Source organism: Streptomyces gobiensis, assembly GCF_021216675.1.
Taxonomy (GTDB): domain Bacteria; phylum Actinomycetota; class Actinomycetes; order Streptomycetales; family Streptomycetaceae; genus Streptomyces; species Streptomyces gobiensis.
In genome coordinates this window covers 1,885,133-1,904,220 of sequence record NZ_CP086120.1, presented here as the reverse complement: position 1 = coordinate 1,904,220, position 19,088 = coordinate 1,885,133, and the positions used below count along the sequence as shown (strand labels likewise).

Annotated in this window: 18 protein-coding genes; 12 read left to right on the top strand and 6 right to left on the bottom strand. The window is 69.5% G+C overall.

Annotation, left to right across the window (positions count from 1 at the left end):
• Positions 1–39: 39 nt before the first annotated feature.
• The 5 genes from test1122_RS08735 to test1122_RS08715 all read left to right on the top strand — a co-directional run bounded on the left by test1122_RS08735 (position 40) and on the right by test1122_RS08715 (position 4,965).
• Positions 40–1,230: an allantoate amidohydrolase gene (locus tag test1122_RS08735; protein ID WP_232268589.1), complete on the top strand. Its 1,191-nt coding sequence runs from the start codon at positions 40–42 to the stop codon at positions 1,228–1,230.
• Positions 1,221–2,561, top strand: a complete 1,341-nt coding sequence (locus test1122_RS08730; RefSeq protein ID WP_232268588.1) for a formimidoylglutamate deiminase — start codon at positions 1,221–1,223, stop codon at positions 2,559–2,561. Before test1122_RS08735 ends, test1122_RS08730 begins: the two co-directional genes overlap by 10 nt.
• Before the next feature lie 89 nt (positions 2,562–2,650).
• A complete protein-coding gene (gene hutI / locus test1122_RS08725) occupies positions 2,651–3,826 on the top strand; it encodes an imidazolonepropionase (protein WP_232268587.1) in 1,176 nt (391 codons plus the stop codon).
• A 105-nt stretch (positions 3,827–3,931) separates the two neighbouring features.
• Complete coding sequence (locus test1122_RS08720) at positions 3,932–4,321, top strand: VOC family protein (protein ID WP_232268586.1); 390 nt, start codon at positions 3,932–3,934, stop codon at positions 4,319–4,321.
• Between the two features lie 14 nt (positions 4,322–4,335).
• Complete coding sequence (locus test1122_RS08715) at positions 4,336–4,965, top strand: TIGR03086 family metal-binding protein (protein WP_232268585.1); 630 nt, start codon at positions 4,336–4,338, stop codon at positions 4,963–4,965.
• Positions 4,966–5,006: 41 nt separating this feature from the next.
• Here the strand turns inward: test1122_RS08715 and test1122_RS08710 are convergent, their stop codons facing one another.
• From test1122_RS08710 to test1122_RS08700, 3 genes are all read right to left on the bottom strand, one after another.
• Positions 5,007–6,302, bottom strand: coding sequence for a fibronectin type III domain-containing protein (locus tag test1122_RS08710; RefSeq protein WP_232268584.1), 1,296 nt, complete (start codon positions 6,300–6,302; stop codon positions 5,007–5,009).
• Between the two features lie 51 nt (positions 6,303–6,353).
• Entirely contained in the window at positions 6,354–7,610 is a 1,257-nt protein-coding gene (locus test1122_RS08705) for a DegT/DnrJ/EryC1/StrS family aminotransferase (RefSeq protein ID WP_422396952.1), read from the bottom strand.
• A 284-nt stretch (positions 7,611–7,894) separates the two neighbouring features.
• Entirely contained in the window at positions 7,895–8,848 is a 954-nt protein-coding gene (locus test1122_RS08700) for an RNA polymerase sigma factor SigF (RefSeq protein WP_422396951.1), read from the bottom strand.
• 257 nt (positions 8,849–9,105) lie between these two features.
• Here test1122_RS08700 and test1122_RS08695 point away from each other — a divergent pair, with 257 nt between their 5' ends.
• The 6 genes from test1122_RS08695 (at position 9,106) to test1122_RS08670 (ending at position 14,475) form a co-directional block, all read left to right on the top strand.
• The gene (locus test1122_RS08695) at positions 9,106–9,489 is read left to right on the top strand and encodes an STAS domain-containing protein (RefSeq protein ID WP_232268583.1); all 384 of its coding nucleotides are present in this window, start codon (positions 9,106–9,108) and stop codon (positions 9,487–9,489) included.
• 166 nt (positions 9,490–9,655) lie between these two features.
• A complete protein-coding gene (locus test1122_RS08690; protein WP_232271830.1) occupies positions 9,656–10,162 on the top strand; it encodes an ATP-binding protein in 507 nt (168 codons plus the stop codon).
• 145 nt (positions 10,163–10,307) lie between these two features.
• Positions 10,308–11,033: an LPXTG cell wall anchor domain-containing protein gene (locus test1122_RS08685; RefSeq protein ID WP_232268582.1), complete on the top strand. Its 726-nt coding sequence runs from the start codon at positions 10,308–10,310 to the stop codon at positions 11,031–11,033.
• Between the two features lie 12 nt (positions 11,034–11,045).
• Positions 11,046–11,978 carry a COG1470 family protein gene (locus test1122_RS08680; RefSeq protein ID WP_232268581.1) on the top strand — a complete coding sequence of 311 codons (933 nt, stop codon included), beginning with the start codon at positions 11,046–11,048 and terminating at the stop codon, positions 11,976–11,978.
• A 77-nt stretch (positions 11,979–12,055) separates the two neighbouring features.
• Entirely contained in the window at positions 12,056–13,048 is a 993-nt protein-coding gene (locus test1122_RS08675; RefSeq protein ID WP_422396950.1) for a hypothetical protein, read from the top strand.
• Positions 13,049–13,083: 35 nt separating this feature from the next.
• Entirely contained in the window at positions 13,084–14,475 is a 1,392-nt protein-coding gene (locus tag test1122_RS08670) for a hypothetical protein (protein WP_232271828.1), read from the top strand.
• A 76-nt stretch (positions 14,476–14,551) separates the two neighbouring features.
• Here test1122_RS08670 and test1122_RS08665 read toward each other — a convergent pair whose 3' ends face one another.
• Positions 14,552–15,892 carry a UDP-glucose dehydrogenase family protein gene (locus test1122_RS08665; protein ID WP_232268580.1) on the bottom strand — a complete coding sequence of 447 codons (1,341 nt, stop codon included), beginning with the start codon at positions 15,890–15,892 and terminating at the stop codon, positions 14,552–14,554.
• Positions 15,893–16,044: 152 nt separating this feature from the next.
• Between test1122_RS08665 and test1122_RS08660 the strand changes: the two genes are divergently transcribed.
• Positions 16,045–17,217 carry an acyl-CoA dehydrogenase family protein gene (locus tag test1122_RS08660; RefSeq protein ID WP_277879811.1) on the top strand — a complete coding sequence of 391 codons (1,173 nt, stop codon included), beginning with the start codon at positions 16,045–16,047 and terminating at the stop codon, positions 17,215–17,217.
• A 76-nt stretch (positions 17,218–17,293) separates the two neighbouring features.
• On the opposite strand, the gene test1122_RS08655 is transcribed toward test1122_RS08660, so the two are convergent.
• Complete coding sequence (locus tag test1122_RS08655; RefSeq protein WP_232268579.1) at positions 17,294–17,764, bottom strand: excalibur calcium-binding domain-containing protein; 471 nt, start codon at positions 17,762–17,764, stop codon at positions 17,294–17,296.
• Positions 17,765–17,885: 121 nt separating this feature from the next.
• Entirely contained in the window at positions 17,886–19,088 is a 1,203-nt protein-coding gene (locus test1122_RS08650; protein ID WP_232268578.1) for a dipeptidase, read from the bottom strand.

Below are 19,088 nucleotides of genomic sequence, written 5' to 3'. Positions count from 1 at the left end.
GGGGGAGGGACCGGGGCATACCACCCCGCGTTCCAGGAGATGTGGCGTGACCTCGCGCCCATCGGCCGCAGCGCCGAGTCCGGCGGCTACCGCCGGTATGCCTGGACGGGGGCGGACGCCGACTGCCGTGCCTGGTTCAAGGCACAGGCCGAAGCCCGCGGGCTCGCCTACGAGCTGGACCGCAACGGCAATCAGTGGGCCTGGCTGGGAGACCCGGCCGCCGGAGACGCCATCGTGACGGGGTCACACCTCGACTCCGTCCCCGATGGCGGCGCCTTCGACGGCCCGCTCGGCGTCGTATCGTCCTTCGCCGCGCTGGATGAGCTCCGCAGGAGGGGGCTCACGGGGCTCTCCAGACCCATCGCCGTCGTCAACTTCGGCGATGAGGAGGGTGCCCGCTTCGGCCTCGCCTGCGTCGGCTCCCGCCTCACCGCCGGGCAGCTCACCCCCGCCAAGGCGCGGCAGCTGCGCGACGCGGATGGCGTGACCCTGCCCCAGGCCATGGAACGGGCGGGCTACGATCCGGACGCCATCGGCCCCGACCCCGAACGCCTCGCCCGCATCGGCGCGTTTGTCGAGCTGCATGTCGAGCAGGGCCGGGCTCTCGCCGACACCCCTCACCCCGTGGGCGTCGCCTCGGCGATCTGGCCGCACGGCCGCTGGCGGTTCGACTTCCGGGGGGAGGCCAACCACGCGGGCACCACCCGTATTGATGACCGCCGTGACCCGATGCTCACCTACGCCCATACGGTCCTGGCCGCCCGTCAGAAGGCGGAGCTCACCGGCGCTCTGGCCACCTTCGGCAAGGTCAATGTGGACCCGGGCGGTGTCAACGCCATCGCCTCCCTCGTCAGTGGCTGGCTTGACTCCCGCGCCCCTGACGAAGGGACGCTGTCCACCGTTGTCACCGCGATCGAGCGGGCGGCGATCGAGCATGGCGAGGGCGAGGGCGTAGCCGTCCAGGTCACCCAGGAGTCCTTCACCCCCGTCGTGGAGTTCGCCCATGGGCTGCGCGACCGGCTCGCGGCGCGGCTCGGCGGTGTCCCGGTGCTGCCCACCGGGGCGGGCCATGACGCGGGGATCCTGTCCGCGCGGATACCCACCGCCATGCTGTACGTACGCAACCCCACGGGGGTATCGCACTCGCCCGCCGAGTTCGCCGGGGAGGACGACTGCGTGGCCGGAGTGACCGCGCTCGCCGATGTACTGGAGGATCTGGCATGCCAGTGACCTACTGGGCGGAGTACGCCTGGCTGGGTGACACCGTCGAGCCAGACGTTGCCATCGAGGTGTCGTCGGACGGGCGGATCACGGCCGTACGGACCGAGACCGAAGCTCCGCCACCGGGCGCGACCGTACTGCGCGGCTGCACGGTCCCAGGGCTGGCGAACAGCCACAGTCACGCCTTTCACCGCGCCCTGCGCGGCACGGCCCAAGCCGGCTCCGGAACCTTCTGGACCTGGCGCGAGGCGATGTACCAGGTCGCCTCCCGCCTCACCCCGGATACGTACCACGCCCTCGCCCGGGCCACCTACGCCGAGATGGCGCTCGCGGGGATCACCTGCGTCGGGGAGTTCCACTACCTCCACCACGCCCCCGGCGGCACCCGCTACGACGACCCCAACGCCATGGGCCAGGCCCTTGTCGCGGCCGCCGCCGAGGCCGGGATCCGGATCACGCTCCTGGACACCTGCTATCTCGCCGCCGGCATCGTGAACGAGCACAGCGGCATCGCCCCCAACCAGCACCAGCTCCGCTTCTCCGACGGCACGGCCGCCGACTGGGCCGAGCGGGCGAGCGAGCTCAAACCGGATGACCACAGCCGTATCGGTGCGGCCATCCACTCCGTACGGGCCGTACCCGCCGACCAGTTGAACACCGTCGCCCAGTGGGCGGCGGACCGTGGCGCGCCCCTCCATCTCCACCTCTCCGAGCAGCCCGCCGAGAACGAAGCCTGCCAGCAGGCGCACAGCCGTACCCCCACCCAGCTCCTCGCCGACCACGGCGTACTGGGCGCCCGTACGACCGCCGTGCACGCCACCCACCTCACCGACACCGACATCGCACTGCTCGGCGGCTCGTCCACCGGGGTGTGTATGTGCCCCACCACCGAGCGGGACCTGGCCGATGGCATCGGCCCGGCCGTCGCCGTCCAGCGGGCCGGTAGTCCGCTCTCGCTCGGCAGCGACAGTCACGCCGTCATCGATCTGCTTGAAGAGGCCCGCGCGATGGAGCTCAATGAGCGGCTGCGCACCCGTACCCGTGGCCACTGGACGGCGGCCCAGCTGCTGCGCGCGGCGACCGGCAATGGCCACGCGGCCCTGGGCTGGCCGGAGGCGGGCCGCCTTGAGGCCGGCGCGCTGGCCGACTTCACCACCATCGCACTGGATACGGTCCGTACGGCCGGACCCGCGCCACGGCTCGCCGCCGAGGCGGTGGTCTACGCGGCGACCAGCGCCGATGTCCGCCACACTGTCGTCGGTGGCCGGCAGATCGTCCGTGACGGGGTCCATCAGCTGGTGCCGGATGTCCCGGCCGCCCTCGTCGCCGCTGTCGCATGACAGCCAGCCGCTGTGCCATGACAGGGGCAGGAAGCCAACGGACGGGAAACCACCGGACGGGAAACCAACGAGAAAACAGGGGAACCTCTATGACTGAGACCAGTGTCATCCAGCACATTGGCAGCCTGGTCACCAATGACCCGGCCCTCGGGGAGGGACCCTTGGGGCTCATTGAGGACGCCGCCGTCGTCATCGACGGTGAGCAGGTCGCGTGGGTCGGGCCAACCGCCAAGGCTCCGGCTGCGGACGCCCTGTACGACGCGGGTGGCCGGGCGGCCATTCCCGGCTTTGTGGACTCCCACTCCCATCTGATGTTCGGCGGCGACCGGACCCAGGAGTTCAACGCCCGGATGTCCGGCCGCTCCTACACCGCGGGCGGCATCCGCACCACTGTCACCGCCACCCGGCTGGCCAGCGACGACGAGCTGTCCGCCAACCTCGGGAGGTTCATCCGGGAGATGCTGCGGCAGGGCACGACCACCCTGGAGACCAAGTCGGGCTATGGCCTCACCGCCCATGAAGAGGCCCGGGCCCTGCAAATCGCCGCCATGCACCTGGAAGAGGTGACCTACCTCGGCGCCCATATCGTCGCCCCCGAGTACGAGGACGACCCGGCCGGGTATGTCCGGCTGGTCACCGGCGAGATGCTTGACGCCTGTGCCCCGTACGCCCGTTGGGTGGATGTCTTCTGTGAGAAGGGCGCCTTCGACGGCGACCAGGCCCGTGCCATCCTCACCGCGGGCATGGCACGCGGCCTCATCCCACGGGTCCACGCCAACCAGCTTTCCTACGGCCCCGGCGTTCAGCTCGCTGTCGAGCTGGAGGCGGCCTCGGCCGACCACTGCACCCATCTGACGGACGCCGATGTGGACGCGCTGGCGCAGGGCTCAACCGTCGCCACGCTCCTCCCGGGCTGTGAGTTCTCCACCCGTGCCGAGTACCCCGATGCCCGCCGCCTCCTTGACGCGGGGGTGACGGTCGCGCTGTCCACCGACTGCAACCCGGGCTCTTCCTTCACCAGCTCAATGCCGTTCTGTGCCGCGATCGCCGTCCGGGAGATGGGCATGACCCCGGATGAGGCGGTCTGGTCGGCGACCGCAGGAGGCGCCGCCGCGCTGCGCCGCACCGATATCGGCCGCCTCGCCCCCGGCAGCCGGGCCGACTTGGCCCTGCTGGACGCCCCGAGCCATGTTCATCTCGTCTACCGGCCGGGCGTTCCGCTGGTCACAGATGTCTGGCAGCGGGGTGAACTGGTGCGGCACTGAGCAGCGACCGATGAGTTTTCGCCGCCCGCCGGGTCTGTACGGATGACGGTCGCCAACCGGCTGCCAATCGGCCTCAAGCCATCCATAGACCTCAAGGGAGTGGCCATGTCACCGACATCAACCCGGAAGAACCCGCATCTGGGCGGCATCGTTTTGGGCAGCACCGATCCGGACCGGCTCTGGGAGTGGTACCGGACGGCGTTCGCACCTGGTGCGGCGAAGGAGGGGCCGGTGCTCGCGCTGGAGCTCGGCGGGACCTATCTGATCTTCGAGAGCCGCGATGACGTCGGGCCGAAGGCCGCTGAGCCCGGTCGTATCCTCGTAAACTTCGAGGTCGACGACATCCGTGCGACCGCGGACCATCTGGCCGCGGAGCTGGATGTGCGGTGGATCCGCCCGGTGGAGGAGCCCGCCCCCGGTGAGCCGGTGCTCCTTGCCACGCTGGAAGACCCGGATGGAAACTACATCCAGATCTTCCAGGACCTCAGCGCATAGCGGCGCGGCGGCCGATGACCGGGCCGGGCGGGCCGGGCAGTACAGGCAGCACAGGCAGTACGGAGCTGCTGGAACGCGCGATCAGTTACGCCCTCGGTACGGTCCGGCCCGTCACGCCGGAGCTGCTGCACCAGCCGACCCCCTGCCAGGGCTGGGATCTGCGGATGCTCCTGCGGCATCTCAACGAATCCCTGGCCGCCTTGCTGGAGGGCGTCGGCACCGGCGCCATCGCGCTCGGCCCGGGGCCGGAGGACGGCCGGGCGGCCGATGACCCCGCCGAGGCGTTCCGGCTGCGCGCTACCGGACTGCTGGCGGCTTGGGCCAACGACGGCTGTGCTGGTGGTGCTGGCGGCAGTGACCGTACCGGCCGCCTGATCACCGTTGCCGGGTGTCCGCTGACGGCCGGTGCTGTCACCAGCGCGGGTGCCCTGGAGATAGCCGTACACGGCTGGGACATCGCTCGGTCCTCCGGGCAGCGCCGCCCGGTGCCCCGCGGGCTCGCTACCGAGCTGCTGGGGCTCTGCCCGCTGCTCGTTCCGCCCTCCAACGCCCGCAGCCCGCTCTTCGCACCCGCCGTCGCCCTGCCGTCATCCGCCGGACCGAGCGACCGTCTGGTCGCCTTTCTGGGGCGTGACCCCGGGTGACGGCGCTACGGTCGGCCCTATGAGGTTGACGTAGCGGGTCCTCACCCGTGTCCGGGCTCGCCATGGCGGGGCTGGCGGAGGTCGTCCGGCAGGGGAGTAGGGCTGGTCACCACGGGAGGCGGAACGATGGTCGGCGGGCTGGGGCTGGGACGGGGGCTTGTCTTCGGGATGATTTCCACCTCGTTGGACGCTTCGGAGACATTGCCCGCCTCGTCGATCGCCTTGACCGTGAAGGTGTAGCTGATTCCGACCTCCAGGCTGGAGACGTCCGCCTCCCGGGCGTTCTGGCCGAGCTCGTGGATGGGAGTGGCGGTGCCCTGCTGGATGACCTGGTAGCCGGTGACGCCCACGTCGTCGGTGGCCTCGTCCCAGGTGAGATGGGCGGTAGCGGGGCCGGTTGCCTTGCCCCTGAGGTTGGCGGGGGCGCTTGGTGGCTCCGTGTCCGAGCTCGGTTTCTTCTGGTCCGGCGATGGTGTCGTCGGGCTGATGTGCGGGTCCGGGCCGGGTGGCTTCCGGAGGACTCTGTCCTTTCCGTTCTTGCCGTTCTCGCCGTTCTCGCCGTTCTTGCCGCCGCCGACGGGCCGCTCGATCCAGATGTTGTTGGGGGTGTCGACGATGACGATGTCCGTCAGCGGCTGCGGCGCCGGGGTGACCACGACCGTCTGGGCCGGGTGGTAACCGTCCCAGGCCGGGCCCGTATAGCTCGCGTCGCCCTCCAGCGGGGCCGGTGAGGCGAGCGGGCTGCCGCTGGCACAGCGGACCCGGGGCAGGCCCTTGTCGTCCAGCAGAACCGCGGTGCCGGTCTGCAGCACCGACTGGAATTCGCTGGCGCGGTCGTTCACAAAGCCATGGTTGGTGACCCGGGTGTCCGCGCGCAGGACTACCGAGGTCAGCCCGCGCAGATAGGGCGGGAGACCGGACTCGCTGATGCCGAGCGCCCCGGCGAAGGCACGCCGCTTGTCCTGCTGCTGGGTGAGGAGACGGATCTGCTTCTCCACATCACAGCTCGCGGTGTCCCTGGAACCGCCGTACAGACCTGCGGTTGAGCCCGCCATGGAGCGGTACGTGGCCAGCTCTGTGGGCGGCGGTGTCGTGGGCGGTGGAGAAGTGGCGGGCGGCGGCGACGGCTGGGCCGGGGGACGGCTGACCGTCGAGTCGGTGAAGGGGTCCGGGCCCGCGTCCGCGGCGGGCTGGAAGAAGAGCTCGTTGGCGGAGTCCCCGTTCGCATTCCGGTCGGTGCCGCCGTCACAGGCCACCGCCGAGACTGTGACCGCGAGGGCCACGGCCGTGGCTCTGGCTATGAGTGCGGGATTACGTACCGAACGCCGGCGGGCCACGGGACTACCTCCCCGGGTGGGGTTTAGTACCTTCCGCACCAATTGTTGGGTTTATGGCTGCAAATTCCGCAACCTGGGGGCGGCCAATCGGGGCGGGGGATCCGGAGCCGCTCTGGCACCCGCCTCGGTCAGCAAGCGGATCACCCGCAGCGCCTGCAGCGGATCCACCGGGAGGGCGTGCCGGGCGAACCAGGCGGCCTGCTCCGGCGAGGGCGAGAGCTCCGTGAACTCCGCGCCCGCATAGGTGTCCAGCGGCGCGTCGTAGAGATACCCGGTGGTGATGTGGTGCCGTGCCAGCTGGTCGATCATCGCGTCCCGGTCAGCGACCATGAGCGGCACCCGGAAGAGCGGCTGAGCGAGCTCCGGTCTCAGCGCGCTGAGCCGGAGCGAGTCCGGCGCCCAAGGGCTGCGGGCCAGCAGCCGAGTGCCCGCACGGCGCGCCGCCATCCGCTCCTCGATACGGTCCAGCCGATGGTGGATACGCCGTAGCTGGGCAGGCCCCTGACGCTGCCGGTAGCCGTGCATGTCCACCCGGATCCAGGAGTCCAGGGCGTCCAGCCCCGGCGGACACAGCCGGTCCGGCGGGCCCGGCGGCTGCGTTGACCGGGCGAGGGCCGCGCGCAGCTCATCCGGCCGCAGCGGCATCCGGATCTGGGCGTATCGTTCATCCATGCCCAGCACCCGGACGGTGCGCCAGGCGAGCCGGGTCAGTCGCAGTCCGCGCACCGTCGCCTCGGCGGCCGGGCGCACCGCGTGCAGCAGCTCGCCGCTGATCCGGCGGCCCAGCAGTAACTCCTCCCGCAGCGAGCTGAGTTCCACCCGCTTCGCCGGGTCCTCAAAGGTGAGAAAGCCACCGGCCTTGGCCGCACCGTGCTTGGAGAGGCTGAAGGCCGAGGCCACACCGAAGGTGCCGACGCGCCGCCCAGCGATCGCGGTGCCGATCGCGTGCGCCGCGTCCTCGATCAGCGGGATACCCAACAGATCGCATCGGGTGCGCAGTTCGGCGACACGGTCGGGCTGTCCGTACAGATTGGTCGTCAGTACCGCGGCCAGCTGCGGCCATACGGACTCCGGGACCGCGTCCGGATCGATATTGCCGTCCGCCGTGGATACGGGCGCCTGCACCGGCCGCATGCCGGCGGCCAGGGTGACAAAGAGGATGACATCGTCATTGACCGGCGACATCAGTATTTTTCCACCGTGCGGACACCAGTGCCGCAGGGCCAGATAGAGCGCGAAGCGACAGGACGGAACGTACAAGCACTGCCGGCCGAGGCGGTCACTCATGAGCTCTTCGAGCTCTGCCACCCGGTGGCCCTCCCCCTGAGCCATACATCCCCCATATGGCGTGGAACCCTGGCAACCTGTTCCAAATGTCCCGGGGGGTGGGTGATTTCGTCAAGAATTCTAGCAAAGTCCGAAAGACGTCCGTGTGTTGCACGGCTTTATGTACACACGGCTGCATGTACACACGCACGGACATCACCGGGCATGCGCATCACAGGGCCGCACCAGCTCGGATGGCTGGGGCGGCCCTGTGATGTACATGGTGCGCAGGTACGCGCTTTCGCACGCCACTTGCGTCACTCATGTCACTCTTCGATCATCAGCCCCTTGCGGAGCTTGCCCAGGGTGCGGGACAGCAGCCGGGAGACATGCATCTGAGAGATACCCAGCTCCTCACCGATCTCGGACTGGGTCATATTCGCTACGAAGCGCAGCGAAAGTATCTTCCGGTCACGCGAGGAGAGTTCGGCGATAAGCGGCTTGAGTGATTCGACGTACTCGATGCCTTCGAGTCCATGGTCCTCATAGCCGATACGGTCCGCGAGGGCGCCCTCGGTGTCGTCTTCCTCGGGCTGGGCGTCGAGCGAGCTCGCGGTGTACGCGTTGCTCGCGGCCATGCCCTCGACGACCTCATCCTTGGAGATGCTGAGGCGCTCGGCCAGCTCGGCCACCGTGGGGGCGCGGTCCAGCCGCTGGGCCAGTTCGTCGCCCGCCTTGGCCAAGTCGAGGCGGAGCTCCTGCAGACGGCGCGGGACGCGCACGGACCAGGAGGTGTCGCGGAAGAAGCGCTTGATCTCGCCAACGATCGTCGGCATGGCGAAGGTGGGGAACTCGACGCCGCGGCCGAGCTCAAAACGGTCGATCGCCTTGATCAGGCCTATGGTGCCGACCTGGACGATGTCCTCCATGGGTTCACTGCGGGAGCGGAACCGGGAGGCCGCGAACTTCACCAGTGCGAGATTCAGCTCGACCAGGGTGTTGCGTACGTACGCATATTCATGCGTGCCCTCTTCAAGGGATTCAAGACGCTCGAAGAGGGTCTTGGACAGGGCTCGTGCATCCAGCGGCCCCACCTCGTCGAACGGTGGAATCGGCGGAATTCCAGCGAGCTGATCGAAGAGTTCCTCGATGGCCGCGCCGTCGATCTCGGTCTCGATCTGTTCGGGCGGGGTTGTCGACGGCGCGGCCGGTGCGGTCTCATAGGCGTCGTGGTCGGTGACGCTCCGCTCGGTGCGCGACTCGTCGAGCTGGGGTGACATGGTGTCCTCCATCATTCTCGGCATATGGCTGCCGAAGCCGTGACGTGCACTACGGGGTGCGGCGCCTCCAAAGCCGGCGTGTTCGGGTTGTCTCTCCTAGGCCTACCTGCTCTTGCGCGGGCATGGCAAGTGCAGTATGTCCGAATCGCGCGTATTGCGCGGGTTGTTTGGGTACCGTCCGCGACCGTCAAGGCGTAGGGTTTTGGTTCTGCGCAGACGGGGAGCAGATAGGCCGCAAGCGAGCAGAAGAGGTGTACATGGACCGCGGGATGCCCGGCAGCACAAGCCACCGGGGCCGGCTGACGGTCGACGTACGACGCCATGGCGGCAGCGCGGTGATTACGCCCGAAGGTGAGCTCGATCACCACACTGCCGACGTGTTGCGTGTGCCACTCGAGCGCTGTGTCGAAGACGGCTGCGGCAGACTTGTAGTTGACTGCTCACGGCTTGAATTCTGTGACTCCACCGGGCTCAATGTGCTCCTCGGTGCCCGGCTCAAGGCCGAGGCCGCCGGAGGTGGGGTCCATCTGGCCGGAATGCTTCCCTTGGTCGCCCGGGTCTTTGAGATCACCGGCGCTGGAGCGGTCTTCACGGTGCATGACTCCCTGGCCGATGCGCTGGCGGAGTCACCCGACTCGTGATCTAGGCGTTACGTTACGCGCGTCACACCAGTCCAGCGGCCTCAGCGGGTGTTCTCACGGTCCGCTAGGGCAGGAGACCTCTGGAATCTGTCAGGTGTTCCGTTTTCTGCGATACGGCGAGAACGGTGAGGAATACGACTCGGTGAACCGGCGAGGTGAAGCACTGATGAGCACCACCCGGCCGTCCCCGGCGGGCGATCGCGGCCCCGAGCCGGAGGGTGCCGCCGTGACCCCGGCTACGCCGGGCGGCCAGGTGCGCGAGCTGCGGCAGGTGCGCCGTCTGCGGCTCGTCGGAGCGAGCGGTGCGGTGCAGCGAGCCCGTGACTTCACCCGGCAGGCGCTGCGTGACTGGGGATGGCTGCCCGCCGCCACCGCGGAGCAGCGTGCCGCGGCCGAGGACGCCCTGCTCGTCGTCTCGGAGCTGGTCACCAATGCCTGTCTGCACGCCGACGGCCCCGATGAACTGCGCATAGGCTGCGGTCCCAAGATCCTGCGGGTCGAGGTCGTCGACGCGGGCAGCGGTCAGCCCACCCCCCGTACTCCGCACCGCGCGGGGCGGCCCGGTGGGCACGGCATGTTTATCGTCCAGCGGCTCTGTCTGGACTGGGGCGTGGTCCGCAGCCCCGAGGGCGTCGGAAAGACGGTCTGGGCCGAACTGGCCGGGCCGTCCTGAATCAACAGAGCCCGTCCTCCGCTCAGCCCCGCCAGCCAACCCTGCCATGGGGTTCCCCTTTCAAGGTGCTCGGCGTACTGTCGGCGCCCGATCTGATGTGACGTCAGTAACGTTCGTCCGCTTACGTTGGCGAAGGGGGATCCCGGTGTCCCAGAGCAAGAAGGCCCACCACCACTGCCACCGCCGCGGGGCAGCGCTCGCGCTGGCCACGGTGGTCACGGCCGGCTCGGCGGTGCTGCTGGCAGCCCCGGCCGCGCATGCCGAGACGGTGGATGTCGACTACCAGTGCAAGACACCGATCGGCGAGAAGGGCGCTGTCTCGCCGATCGACATATCTGCCGAAAAGCTGGGCCAGGGCGACAAGGGCGGCAACGGTTACAAGCTCACCATGTCGTTCGAGAAGGGCGTCTCCTCCAGCCCGGTTGAGCTCGGCAAGGGAGCGATGAAGCCCAGCGCGCTGATCAAGCTCGGCGGTGCGGAGAGCGGCACCGTCCCGGTGAGCGGCCCGGCGAACAGCGAGGCGATACCCGCCAACACCCCTATCAAGATCAACGACCTGAGCGGTACATACACCCCGAAGAAGAGCGGCAAGGTCACCTTCACGGCGAGCACCTTGACCATCAAGGCGCTGGGTACGACCACCACCTGCACCCCGCAGAACAGCCCCAAGCCCTCCCTGACGCTCGACATCAAGCCCGGTGAGGTGGATGAGTCCGCGGCCACAGGCCCCGGCGGCGGCCCCGGTGAACTCCCCAAGACCGGCCCCGCGGACTCCGCCCTCGCCCTTGCCACCCTGGGCGGCACGGTGCTCCTCGCCGGAGTGGCCGGAACTCTCTGGCTCACCCGTCGCGGCCAGCAGCCCGCCCGCTGACCGGCCCCGCCCATGCAGAGCAGCCTCCGTGGGGTCGCTGGGGTCATCGCCGCCTTGTGCTGTGTGCTGGTCGCTGCCCTGCCGGAGGCCGGGGCGGCAGCGCCGGAGTCCGGGCCGGGGGCCGGGCCGGACGGCGGGGTGTGGAGCGCCGCACCGGTCGCCGGGGGCGGCACCTCGGCGGACCGGCCGTACTTCTATCTGGAGGCCGGGCCCGGGACCGTGCTTGAGGACACCGTGGCGATCACCAATCGGGGCAAGCGGGCGCGTACGTATGAGCTGCGGGGCGCGGACGCGTACAACGAGCGCGGCGGCGGCTTCGCGGTGCGGGAGGACGGTGAGAGCCGGGGCACCGGGGCGTGGATCGCGCTGGCGAAGGAGCGGGTGACGGTCCCGGCGCGGACCCGGGCCGAGGTGCCGTTCACGGTGACTGTCCCGCCGGACGCGGTGCCGGGTGACCACCCGGGGGCGGTGGTGATCTCCGCCGGGAAGCGGGAGGCGGGCGTACGGGTGCATCTGCGGGTCACCGGCCCAGCACTCTCCGCGCTCAGCGTGGAGAACGTATCGGTGGTGGGCGAACAGGTCCGCTACTCCCTGGTCAACCGGGGCAATACGGCGCTCACGCCCCGGCTCGCCATACGCGCCGACGGCGTGCTCGGCCCGCTCTTCCAGCGCGAGGCCCGCGTACTGCCGGTGGAGCTGCTGCCCGGCCAGCGAGTCACCCTCCGCGAGCCCTGGCCCGATCCGCCCACGCTGGACCGGGCCACCGTCGAGCTGACCGTGACCGCGCAGGGCGGCGCGAAGAGCACTGCGTCGGCTGGCTATACCGCGCCCTGGGCCGCTCCGGCCGTCCTTGGCGTGGGGGCCGCGCTGGTGGTGGGCGGTCTGTGGTGGGTCCGCCGCCGGATGCGCCGAAGCGACAGAACGGGAACAGGAGCGGCGAAGTGAGTGGAGCGAGGGCAGCGCGGGGAGCGAGCGCAGTGGGGGCAGCGAGCGCAGTGCGGGGTGCGCGCCGGGAGTCCGCCATGGGCCGCGTCGGGGCGGCGCTGGCCGTGGTCCTGCTGACGGCCGTCATGCTTGCCACGGTGTCCTCCGGGGCCGCCCACGCGGCGGCGGACCCCAGCGTCTCGGTCTCCAGGGCGCAGGCGGGTGCGGGCAGCAGCGTCACCGTGACCGGTGCGGACTGGCGGCCGAAGACGCTGCTGACCCTGCTCATCTGCGGACAGAACGCGATGGGCGGCACCAACTCCTGCGCCAACGCCCAAGGCCGGGCGGTCACCACGGACGGCGATGGGGCGTTCGTCAAGAAAATCCCCGTCGCCGAGCCGCCGAAGGCCTGCCCCTGCGTCATCCGGGCCTCCACCGTCACCGGGGAACACGCCTTCGCGGACGTCGAGTTCGCCATCGCCGGACATCCGGTCAAGCCGCTCCCCAAGGACGAGCCCGGTGGTGAACGGATCTCCGTACTGGCCGCGCGGCTGGCGGGCTCCAGCGGGCTGCTGACCTGGTTCGGGGCGCCGCCGCAGCGGCAGCTGGTGCTGACCGTGGCCAATCAGGGGTCGGTCCCGGCCAAGGATCCGGTCTTCCAGGTCGGCACCTCCCATGGCGTCTTCGCCCCGCGGTGGGAGGAGCGGCAGTGGCGCGGCACCGTTGATCCGGGCAAGAAGGCACAGGTCAAGCTGGCTGTTGAGCTGCCAGCGGGAGCGCATGGCGACTACCGGGTCTCGGTGAAGTACGGCAAGAAGGTGCTCGCCGAGCAGCCCTGGGAGGTCGGGCGGCCCTGGGGCGTGACGCTGTTCTGGATTCTGCTCTTCCTGGTCGTACCTGCCGCGGTCTTCCGGATCGGGATGGCGATCGTCGACCGGGTGCGGCCTCCCGCGGGCAGGGCACGCCAGCGGTCCACCGTACGGCTGTCCAAGCCCGGTCCGGATCCCAAGCCGGAGACCGGGGCCGACACGCTCCCGTGGTTCGCCCCGGACACGTTTTCCGCACCTGACGAACAGAAAGGACGACCGTGAAAACGCAACGATGGCGAGCGGCCGGAGTCGCGATGATGTTCGGCGGTGCGGCCGCGCTCATGGCTGCCACCCCGGCTCAGGCTGCCGAGGTCTCGTACGCGACGGAGTGCATACCACCGCCCATCTCCGGGCTGCCCCCGGTGCAGGGGACGACCAAGGTCGATATCCAGGCGCCGGAGACGGCCAAGGTCGGCGAGGAGATCGAGATCGTCTGGAAGACGGTCGCAGCGGCCGCCGGCAATCCCGATCTCCTCGATCTGGGGGAGAACACTGTCAAACCGACCGGCAAGCTCGGTATCGCGGGAGCGCAGGACGACACGCTGGATATGGCGGGGCCACGGGAGAACCCGCCCATTCCCAAGGGCAGTCCCATGGTGCTCTCGGATATGAAGGGCACGCTGAAGGTGACGGCGGTGGGGAAGATCACGCTCACACCCGGCGACTACAACATCAATGTCAGTCAGCCGATCTCCACGGACACCAAGTGCTCGCCGACGGCGGAGGTTGACGCTGCGGCCACCGTCACGGTGACCGACGGGGGCGACACCGGAGGCACGACCGGCGGCGACAGCGGTGGCGACAGCGGTGGCGATACGGGTGGGAATACCGGCGGTGATACGGGCGGCGACAGCGGCGGGCATACCGGGGGTACCACTGGCGGTGACAGCGGCGGGACCAGCGGCGGCGATACCGGCGGCGACACCGGTGGCGACACCGGTGGTGGGGGCGATCCGGACGGCACTGAGTACGAGGGCAAGGAAGTCTCCGTCGACTACGAGTGCAAGACCCCGATCGGTGACCGGGAAGCCACCTCCCCGGTGCAGATCAACGCCAAGAAGGCAGGTGAGAACTTCGACCTCACGGTGAAGTTCAATGAGTCGGTGATGGACAGCCCGGCCAACATCCCCCGGGATTCCGTCAAGCCGTCCATGGACGTCGTCGTCGGCGGCGATGACCAGGGCACGGTCAGGACCGAGGGGCCGACCAACAAGGAGCCGATCAACGCGGGCGACCCCATCGAGATCCCGGATCTCAAGGGCACCTACACCCCGGGAGCGACCGGCACCGCCACCCTCACCCCGGGTGTGCTGACCGTGGAGGCGATGGGCACCACCACGACCTGCACCCCGGCCAACGACCCGGCGGTGTCGCTGGAACTGGACACCACGGACCAGGGCGGGGCGAGCGGCGGCAGCACAGGCGCTGACAGCGGCGGCGCCCAGGGCGGCGGTGACAGCGGCGGCGCCACGGGCACGGCGGGCGGCGGCAGTACGGGCACCGACAGCACCGGCGGCAGCCTCGCCCAGACCGGTGCCTCCGACAGCGGCGTCCTGCGCGCCCTCGGCCTGCTGGCCGGTACGGCCATCCTGCTGGGCGGCGCGGTGTTCACCTTCACACCATGGCGCCGACTGCGCGGGCTGGGCTGATCCGGCACCTGATCCCGCGACTGGCTCCCAGCTGTCCCCCAGCGAAGGAGACCCGGGTGGGCACACGCACCCGGGTCTACGCCGTTGGGCGGCCCAGGGCTCGGAAGGTCCAGCCCTCCTTGCGCCACAGGACCGGGTCCAGTGCGTTCCGGCCGTCCAGGATGTGGCGCTCGGTGACCGCCTCGCCGAGCACAGCTGGGTCCAGCTCGCGGAACTCACGCCACTCGGTCAGGTGCAGCACGACATCCGCACCGCGCACCGCTTCCAGGGCCGTGGGGGCGTAGGCCAGGGTGGGGAAGATCGCGCGGGCGTTGTCCATGCCCTTGGGGTCGTAGACCGTTACCTGCGCGCCCTGAAGGTGGAGCTGGCCGGCGACATTGAGCGCCGGCGAGTCCCGTACGTCGTCCGAGTCCGGCTTGAATGTCGCGCCGAGCACCGCGATCCGCTTGCCCAGCAGCGCACCGCCGACCGCTTCCCGGGTCAGCCCGACCATCTGGCCGCGCTGCCGCATATTGATCGAGTCGACCTCCCGGAGGAAGGTCAGCGCCTGGTCGGCACCGAGCTCACCGGCGCGTGCCATAAAGGCGCGGATGTCCTTGGGCAGACAGCCGCCGCCGAAGCCGATCCCGGCGCGCAGGAACTTCTTCCCGATCCGCTCGTCATGGCCGATCGCCTCGGCCAGCTTCATCACATCGCCGTCAGCGGCCTCGCAGACCTCGGCCATGGCGTTGATGAAGGAGATCTTGGTGGCGAGGAAGGAGTTGGCGGAGGTCTTCACCAGCTCAGCGGTCGGGAAATCGGTAATGACGAAGGGCGAGCCCTCGGCGATGGGTGCGGCGTACACCTCACGGAGCAGCCGCTCGGCACGGTCGGAGCAGACACCGGCGACGATACGGTCCGGGTGCAGGGTGTCCTGCACCGCGAAGCCCTCCCGCAGGAACTCCGGGTTCCAGGCGAGCTCGGCATCCTCCCCGGCCGGGGCGAGTTCCGCGATACGGGCCGCGATACGGGCCGCGCTGCCGACCGGGACGGTGGACTTGCCGACGACGAGTGCGGGACGGGTGAGCAGTGGAGCGAGCGACTCGATCGCGCTGTCGACATAGGACATATCGCAGGCGTATTCGCCACGCTTCTGCGGGGTATTCACACAGACAAAGTGGATATCACCAAACTCAGCGGCCTCCGCATAGGAGGTGGTGAAGCGCAGCCGTCCGGACGCCCCCTCGATGCCCGCCACATGCCTGGCCAGCAGCTCTTCAAGACCTGGCTCATACATCGGGACCCTGGCCCGGGAGAGCAGCTCGATCTTCTCGGGTACGACGTCCAGCCCCAGCACCTCGAAGCCCAGCTCAGCCATGGCGGCGGCATGGGTGGCGCCGAGGTAGCCGGTGCCGATCACGGTGATCCTGGGGGCCATGGGCGGAACTCCTGATATGACGGGCGGAACGCTGTCCGCGAGCATAACCGGGCTGTCGGCAAGCTCACGTATCCCCGGGCTGGGCCAGGCCCCTAGAATTGGGTTACTTAACGGTAGTTAGCAAAGACATCTTCTCTGGGGAGTGAGACACCGTGGCGGGAGCCGCTGATTTCGACCTGTACCGGCCGTCCGAAGAGCACGACATGCTCCGTGACTCGGTGCGCTCGCTCGCCGAGGCGAAGATCGCCCCGTACGCGGCCGAGGTGGACGAGGAGGGCCGCTTTCCGCAGGAGGCCCTGGACGCGCTCGTCGCCAACGACCTGCACGCCGTACATGTACCGGAGGAGTACGGCGGCGCGGGCGCCGACGCGCTCGCGACCGTGATCGTCATTGAGGAGGTCGCCCGGGTCTGCGCCTCCTCCTCCCTCATCCCGGCCGTCAACAAGCTCGGTTCGCTGCCGGTGATGCTCTCCGCCTCCGAGGAGCTGAAGAAGAGGTACCTCGGCCCGCTCGCCAAGGGCGAGGCGATGTTCTCCTACTGCCTCAGCGAGCCGGACGCGGGCTCCGATGCCGCCGGTATGAAGACCAAGGCGGTCCGGGACGGCGACCACTACATCCTCAACGGTGTGAAGCGCTGGATCACCAACGCCGGTGTCTCCGAGTACTACACGGTGATGGCCGTCACCGACCCCGAGAAGAGGTCCAAGGGCATCTCCGCCTTCGTTGTCGAGAAGAGCGATGAGGGTGTCTCCTTCGGCGCCCCGGAGAAGAAGCTCGGTATCAAGGGCTCCCCGACCCGCGAGGTCTACCTCGACAACGTCCGTATCCCCGCCGACCGCATGATCGGCGAGGAGGGCACCGGCTTCGGCACGGCCATGAAGACCCTGGACCACACCCGTGTCACCATCGCCGCCCAGGCGCTCGGTATCGCCCAGGGCGCGCTGGACTACGCCAAGGGCTACGTCCAGGAGCGCAAGCAGTTCGGCAAGCCGATCGCCGACTTCCAGGGCGTGCAGTTCATGCTGGCCGACATGGCGATGAAGCTGGAGGCCGCCCGCCAGCTGACGTACGCGGCCGCCGCGAAGTCGGAGCGGGTTTCCGCCGGAGGCGACAAGGAGGATCTGACCTTCTTCGGCGCCGCCGCGAAGTGCTACGCCTCGGACGCCGCGATGGAGATCACGACCGACGCGGTGCAGCTGCTGGGCGGCTATGGCTACACCCGGGACTACCCGGTCGAGCGCATGATGCGGGATGCCAAGATCACGCAGATTTATGAGGGCACGAATCAGGTCCAGCGGATCGTCATGGCCCGCAACCTGCCGTAACCGCGGCTACCCCTCACCGCAGCTGCCCCTCGCCGGACTCCGGCTAGGGGCAGCTTCACGTTCCGTGCCTCAGCCCTCATTCACAGCCGGTGCCATCGCCGTCGCGGTCGAGATGGCGCCCGTAGCCGGGATCGCCACGGCGTACGGGAGCAGCACCATCGGCCCGGGCGGCGGCGCAGTTGGCGTAGTACACATCTCTGTCCCCGCCCCCACCGCCTCCGCTGGTGCTGTCATCGCCGCCGCCGGCGGGCTGAGCGGTGACCGTTCTGGTGGCCCGTACGGTCACGGTGGGCGCGGGCGCTGCCTCCGCGGTCTCAGTAGCGGTGGCCGTGGCGGTGGCGGTAGCTGTATCCGTAGCCGTGACGGTGGCCGTGGGCTGCGGCTTGCCGGCGGCGGACTCCTTGTCGCTTGCGTCCGACGCGCCCGCGCCGATGCCGAGGAAGAAGGCCAAGCCGATCGCCGGCAGCACGTACCGCTTACGGGCCCACCGTGGTGCCGTACGTGCCGGGGCAGGCTGTGGCCCCTGGTACGGGCTGGTGTGCGTCATGTTCCCCCCCAGAGCGCGAAGTGGTGGGGGTGGCAGCCAGACCGTAGCGCTGCGGCTGTGCCGAGCGGGGGAATCGGTCCCAACGTGATGGAACCGTGACCCACTGTAGGGGCGGCTGTGGTCAGGCGGGTGCTCCGTCGAGCTGCGTGATGCTCGCGATGGACGGGCCGCGCCTGGGCTGAAGGCCGCGGGCGGCCGCTTCCGCGTCGCGTAGCACCCGGACCGCGTTGTGCCAGGTGAGCTTGGCCAGATCGGGCTCGGACCAGTTCCGGTCCAGAAGCTCGGCGATGAGGTTCGGGTAGCCCGCCACGCTGTCCAGGCCGTCCGGGAGGAAGGCCGTGCCGTCGTAGTCGCCGCCGATGCCGATGTGATCGATGCCCGCGACCTCGCGCATATGGTCGAGGTGGTCGGCGACCGTGGCGGGGGTCGCGGCCGGGCGGGGGTTGGCGGCCTCGAAGGCGCGTTGGACCTTCATGGCCTCCGGGGTGGTGTCGAGATGGTGCAGGCCGTGCGCGTGCATGTTCTCGTCGGCGCGCTGGGTCCACTCGACGGCTGCGGGGAGGATGAACTTGGGGACGAAGGTGACCATGGCGACACCGCCATTGCGGGGCAGTCCGGCCAGGACGTCGTCCGGGATGTTGCGGGGGTGGTCGCAGACCGCGCGGGCGGAGGAGTGGGAGAAGATCACCGGGGCCTCGGTGACCTTCAGGGCGTCACGCATCGTGGAAGCGGCGACATGGGACAGGTCGACCAGCATGCCCAGGCGGTTCATCTCATGGACGACCTCCTCGCCAAAGCGGGTGAGGCCGCCGTGCCGTGGCTCGTCCGTCGCCGAGTCGGCCCAGTCCGTATGGTCGTTGTGGGTCAAGGTCAGATAGCGCACGCCGAGTTGGTGCAGCGCACGCAGGGTCGCCAGGGAGTTGTTGATGCAGTGGCCGCCTTCGGCGCCCAGCAGTGAGGCGATACGGCCCCTCCCACGGGCCGTCTCCATATCGTCTGCGGTAAAGGCCAGTTGGAGGTCGTCCGGGTAGCGGGCGGCCAGCCGGTGCACCACATCGATCTGTTCCAGACAGGCGCTGACCGCCGAGTCACCGGACATATCCGTCCGTACGTATACCGACCAGAACTGTGCGCCGACGCCGCCCGCGCGCAGCCGGGGGATGTCGGTGTGCAGATGGCCGGACTGGTCGACGGCTATATCGCGCCGGTCGAGGTCGTAGCCGACCTGCTCGCGCAGCGCCCAGGGCAGGTCATTGTGGCCGTCGACGACCGGGTGAGCGGTGAGGAGTTCGCGGGCGCGGGTGAGGTGGTCGGCGGCTGCCAT

What these genes read in the sequence shown, in the direction of transcription:
- test1122_RS08735 (WP_232268589.1), top strand. Translation starts at nt 40, where the DNA reads ATGTGGCGTGACCTCGCGCCCATCGGCCGCAGCGCCGAGTCCGGCGGC.
- test1122_RS08730 (WP_232268588.1), top strand. Translation starts at nt 1,221, where the DNA reads ATGCCAGTGACCTACTGGGCGGAGTACGCCTGGCTGGGTGACACCGTC.
- hutI (WP_232268587.1), top strand. Translation starts at nt 2,651, where the DNA reads ATGACTGAGACCAGTGTCATCCAGCACATTGGCAGCCTGGTCACCAAT.
- test1122_RS08720 (WP_232268586.1), top strand. Translation starts at nt 3,932, where the DNA reads ATGTCACCGACATCAACCCGGAAGAACCCGCATCTGGGCGGCATCGTT.
- test1122_RS08715 (WP_232268585.1), top strand. Translation starts at nt 4,336, where the DNA reads ATGACCGGGCCGGGCGGGCCGGGCAGTACAGGCAGCACAGGCAGTACG.
- test1122_RS08700 (WP_422396951.1), bottom strand. Translation starts at nt 8,848, where the DNA reads ATGTCACCCCAGCTCGACGAGTCGCGCACCGAGCGGAGCGTCACCGAC.
- test1122_RS08695 (WP_232268583.1), top strand. Translation starts at nt 9,106, where the DNA reads ATGGACCGCGGGATGCCCGGCAGCACAAGCCACCGGGGCCGGCTGACG.
- test1122_RS08690 (WP_232271830.1), top strand. Translation starts at nt 9,656, where the DNA reads ATGAGCACCACCCGGCCGTCCCCGGCGGGCGATCGCGGCCCCGAGCCG.
- test1122_RS08680 (WP_232268581.1), top strand. Translation starts at nt 11,046, where the DNA reads ATGCAGAGCAGCCTCCGTGGGGTCGCTGGGGTCATCGCCGCCTTGTGC.
- test1122_RS08675 (WP_422396950.1), top strand. Translation starts at nt 12,056, where the DNA reads ATGGGCCGCGTCGGGGCGGCGCTGGCCGTGGTCCTGCTGACGGCCGTC.
- test1122_RS08670 (WP_232271828.1), top strand. Translation starts at nt 13,084, where the DNA reads ATGTTCGGCGGTGCGGCCGCGCTCATGGCTGCCACCCCGGCTCAGGCT.
- test1122_RS08665 (WP_232268580.1), bottom strand. Translation starts at nt 15,892, where the DNA reads ATGGCCCCCAGGATCACCGTGATCGGCACCGGCTACCTCGGCGCCACC.
- test1122_RS08655 (WP_232268579.1), bottom strand. Translation starts at nt 17,764, where the DNA reads ATGACGCACACCAGCCCGTACCAGGGGCCACAGCCTGCCCCGGCACGT.
- test1122_RS08650 (WP_232268578.1), bottom strand. Translation starts at nt 19,088, where the DNA reads ATGGCAGCCGCCGACCACCTCACCCGCGCCCGCGAACTCCTCACCGCT.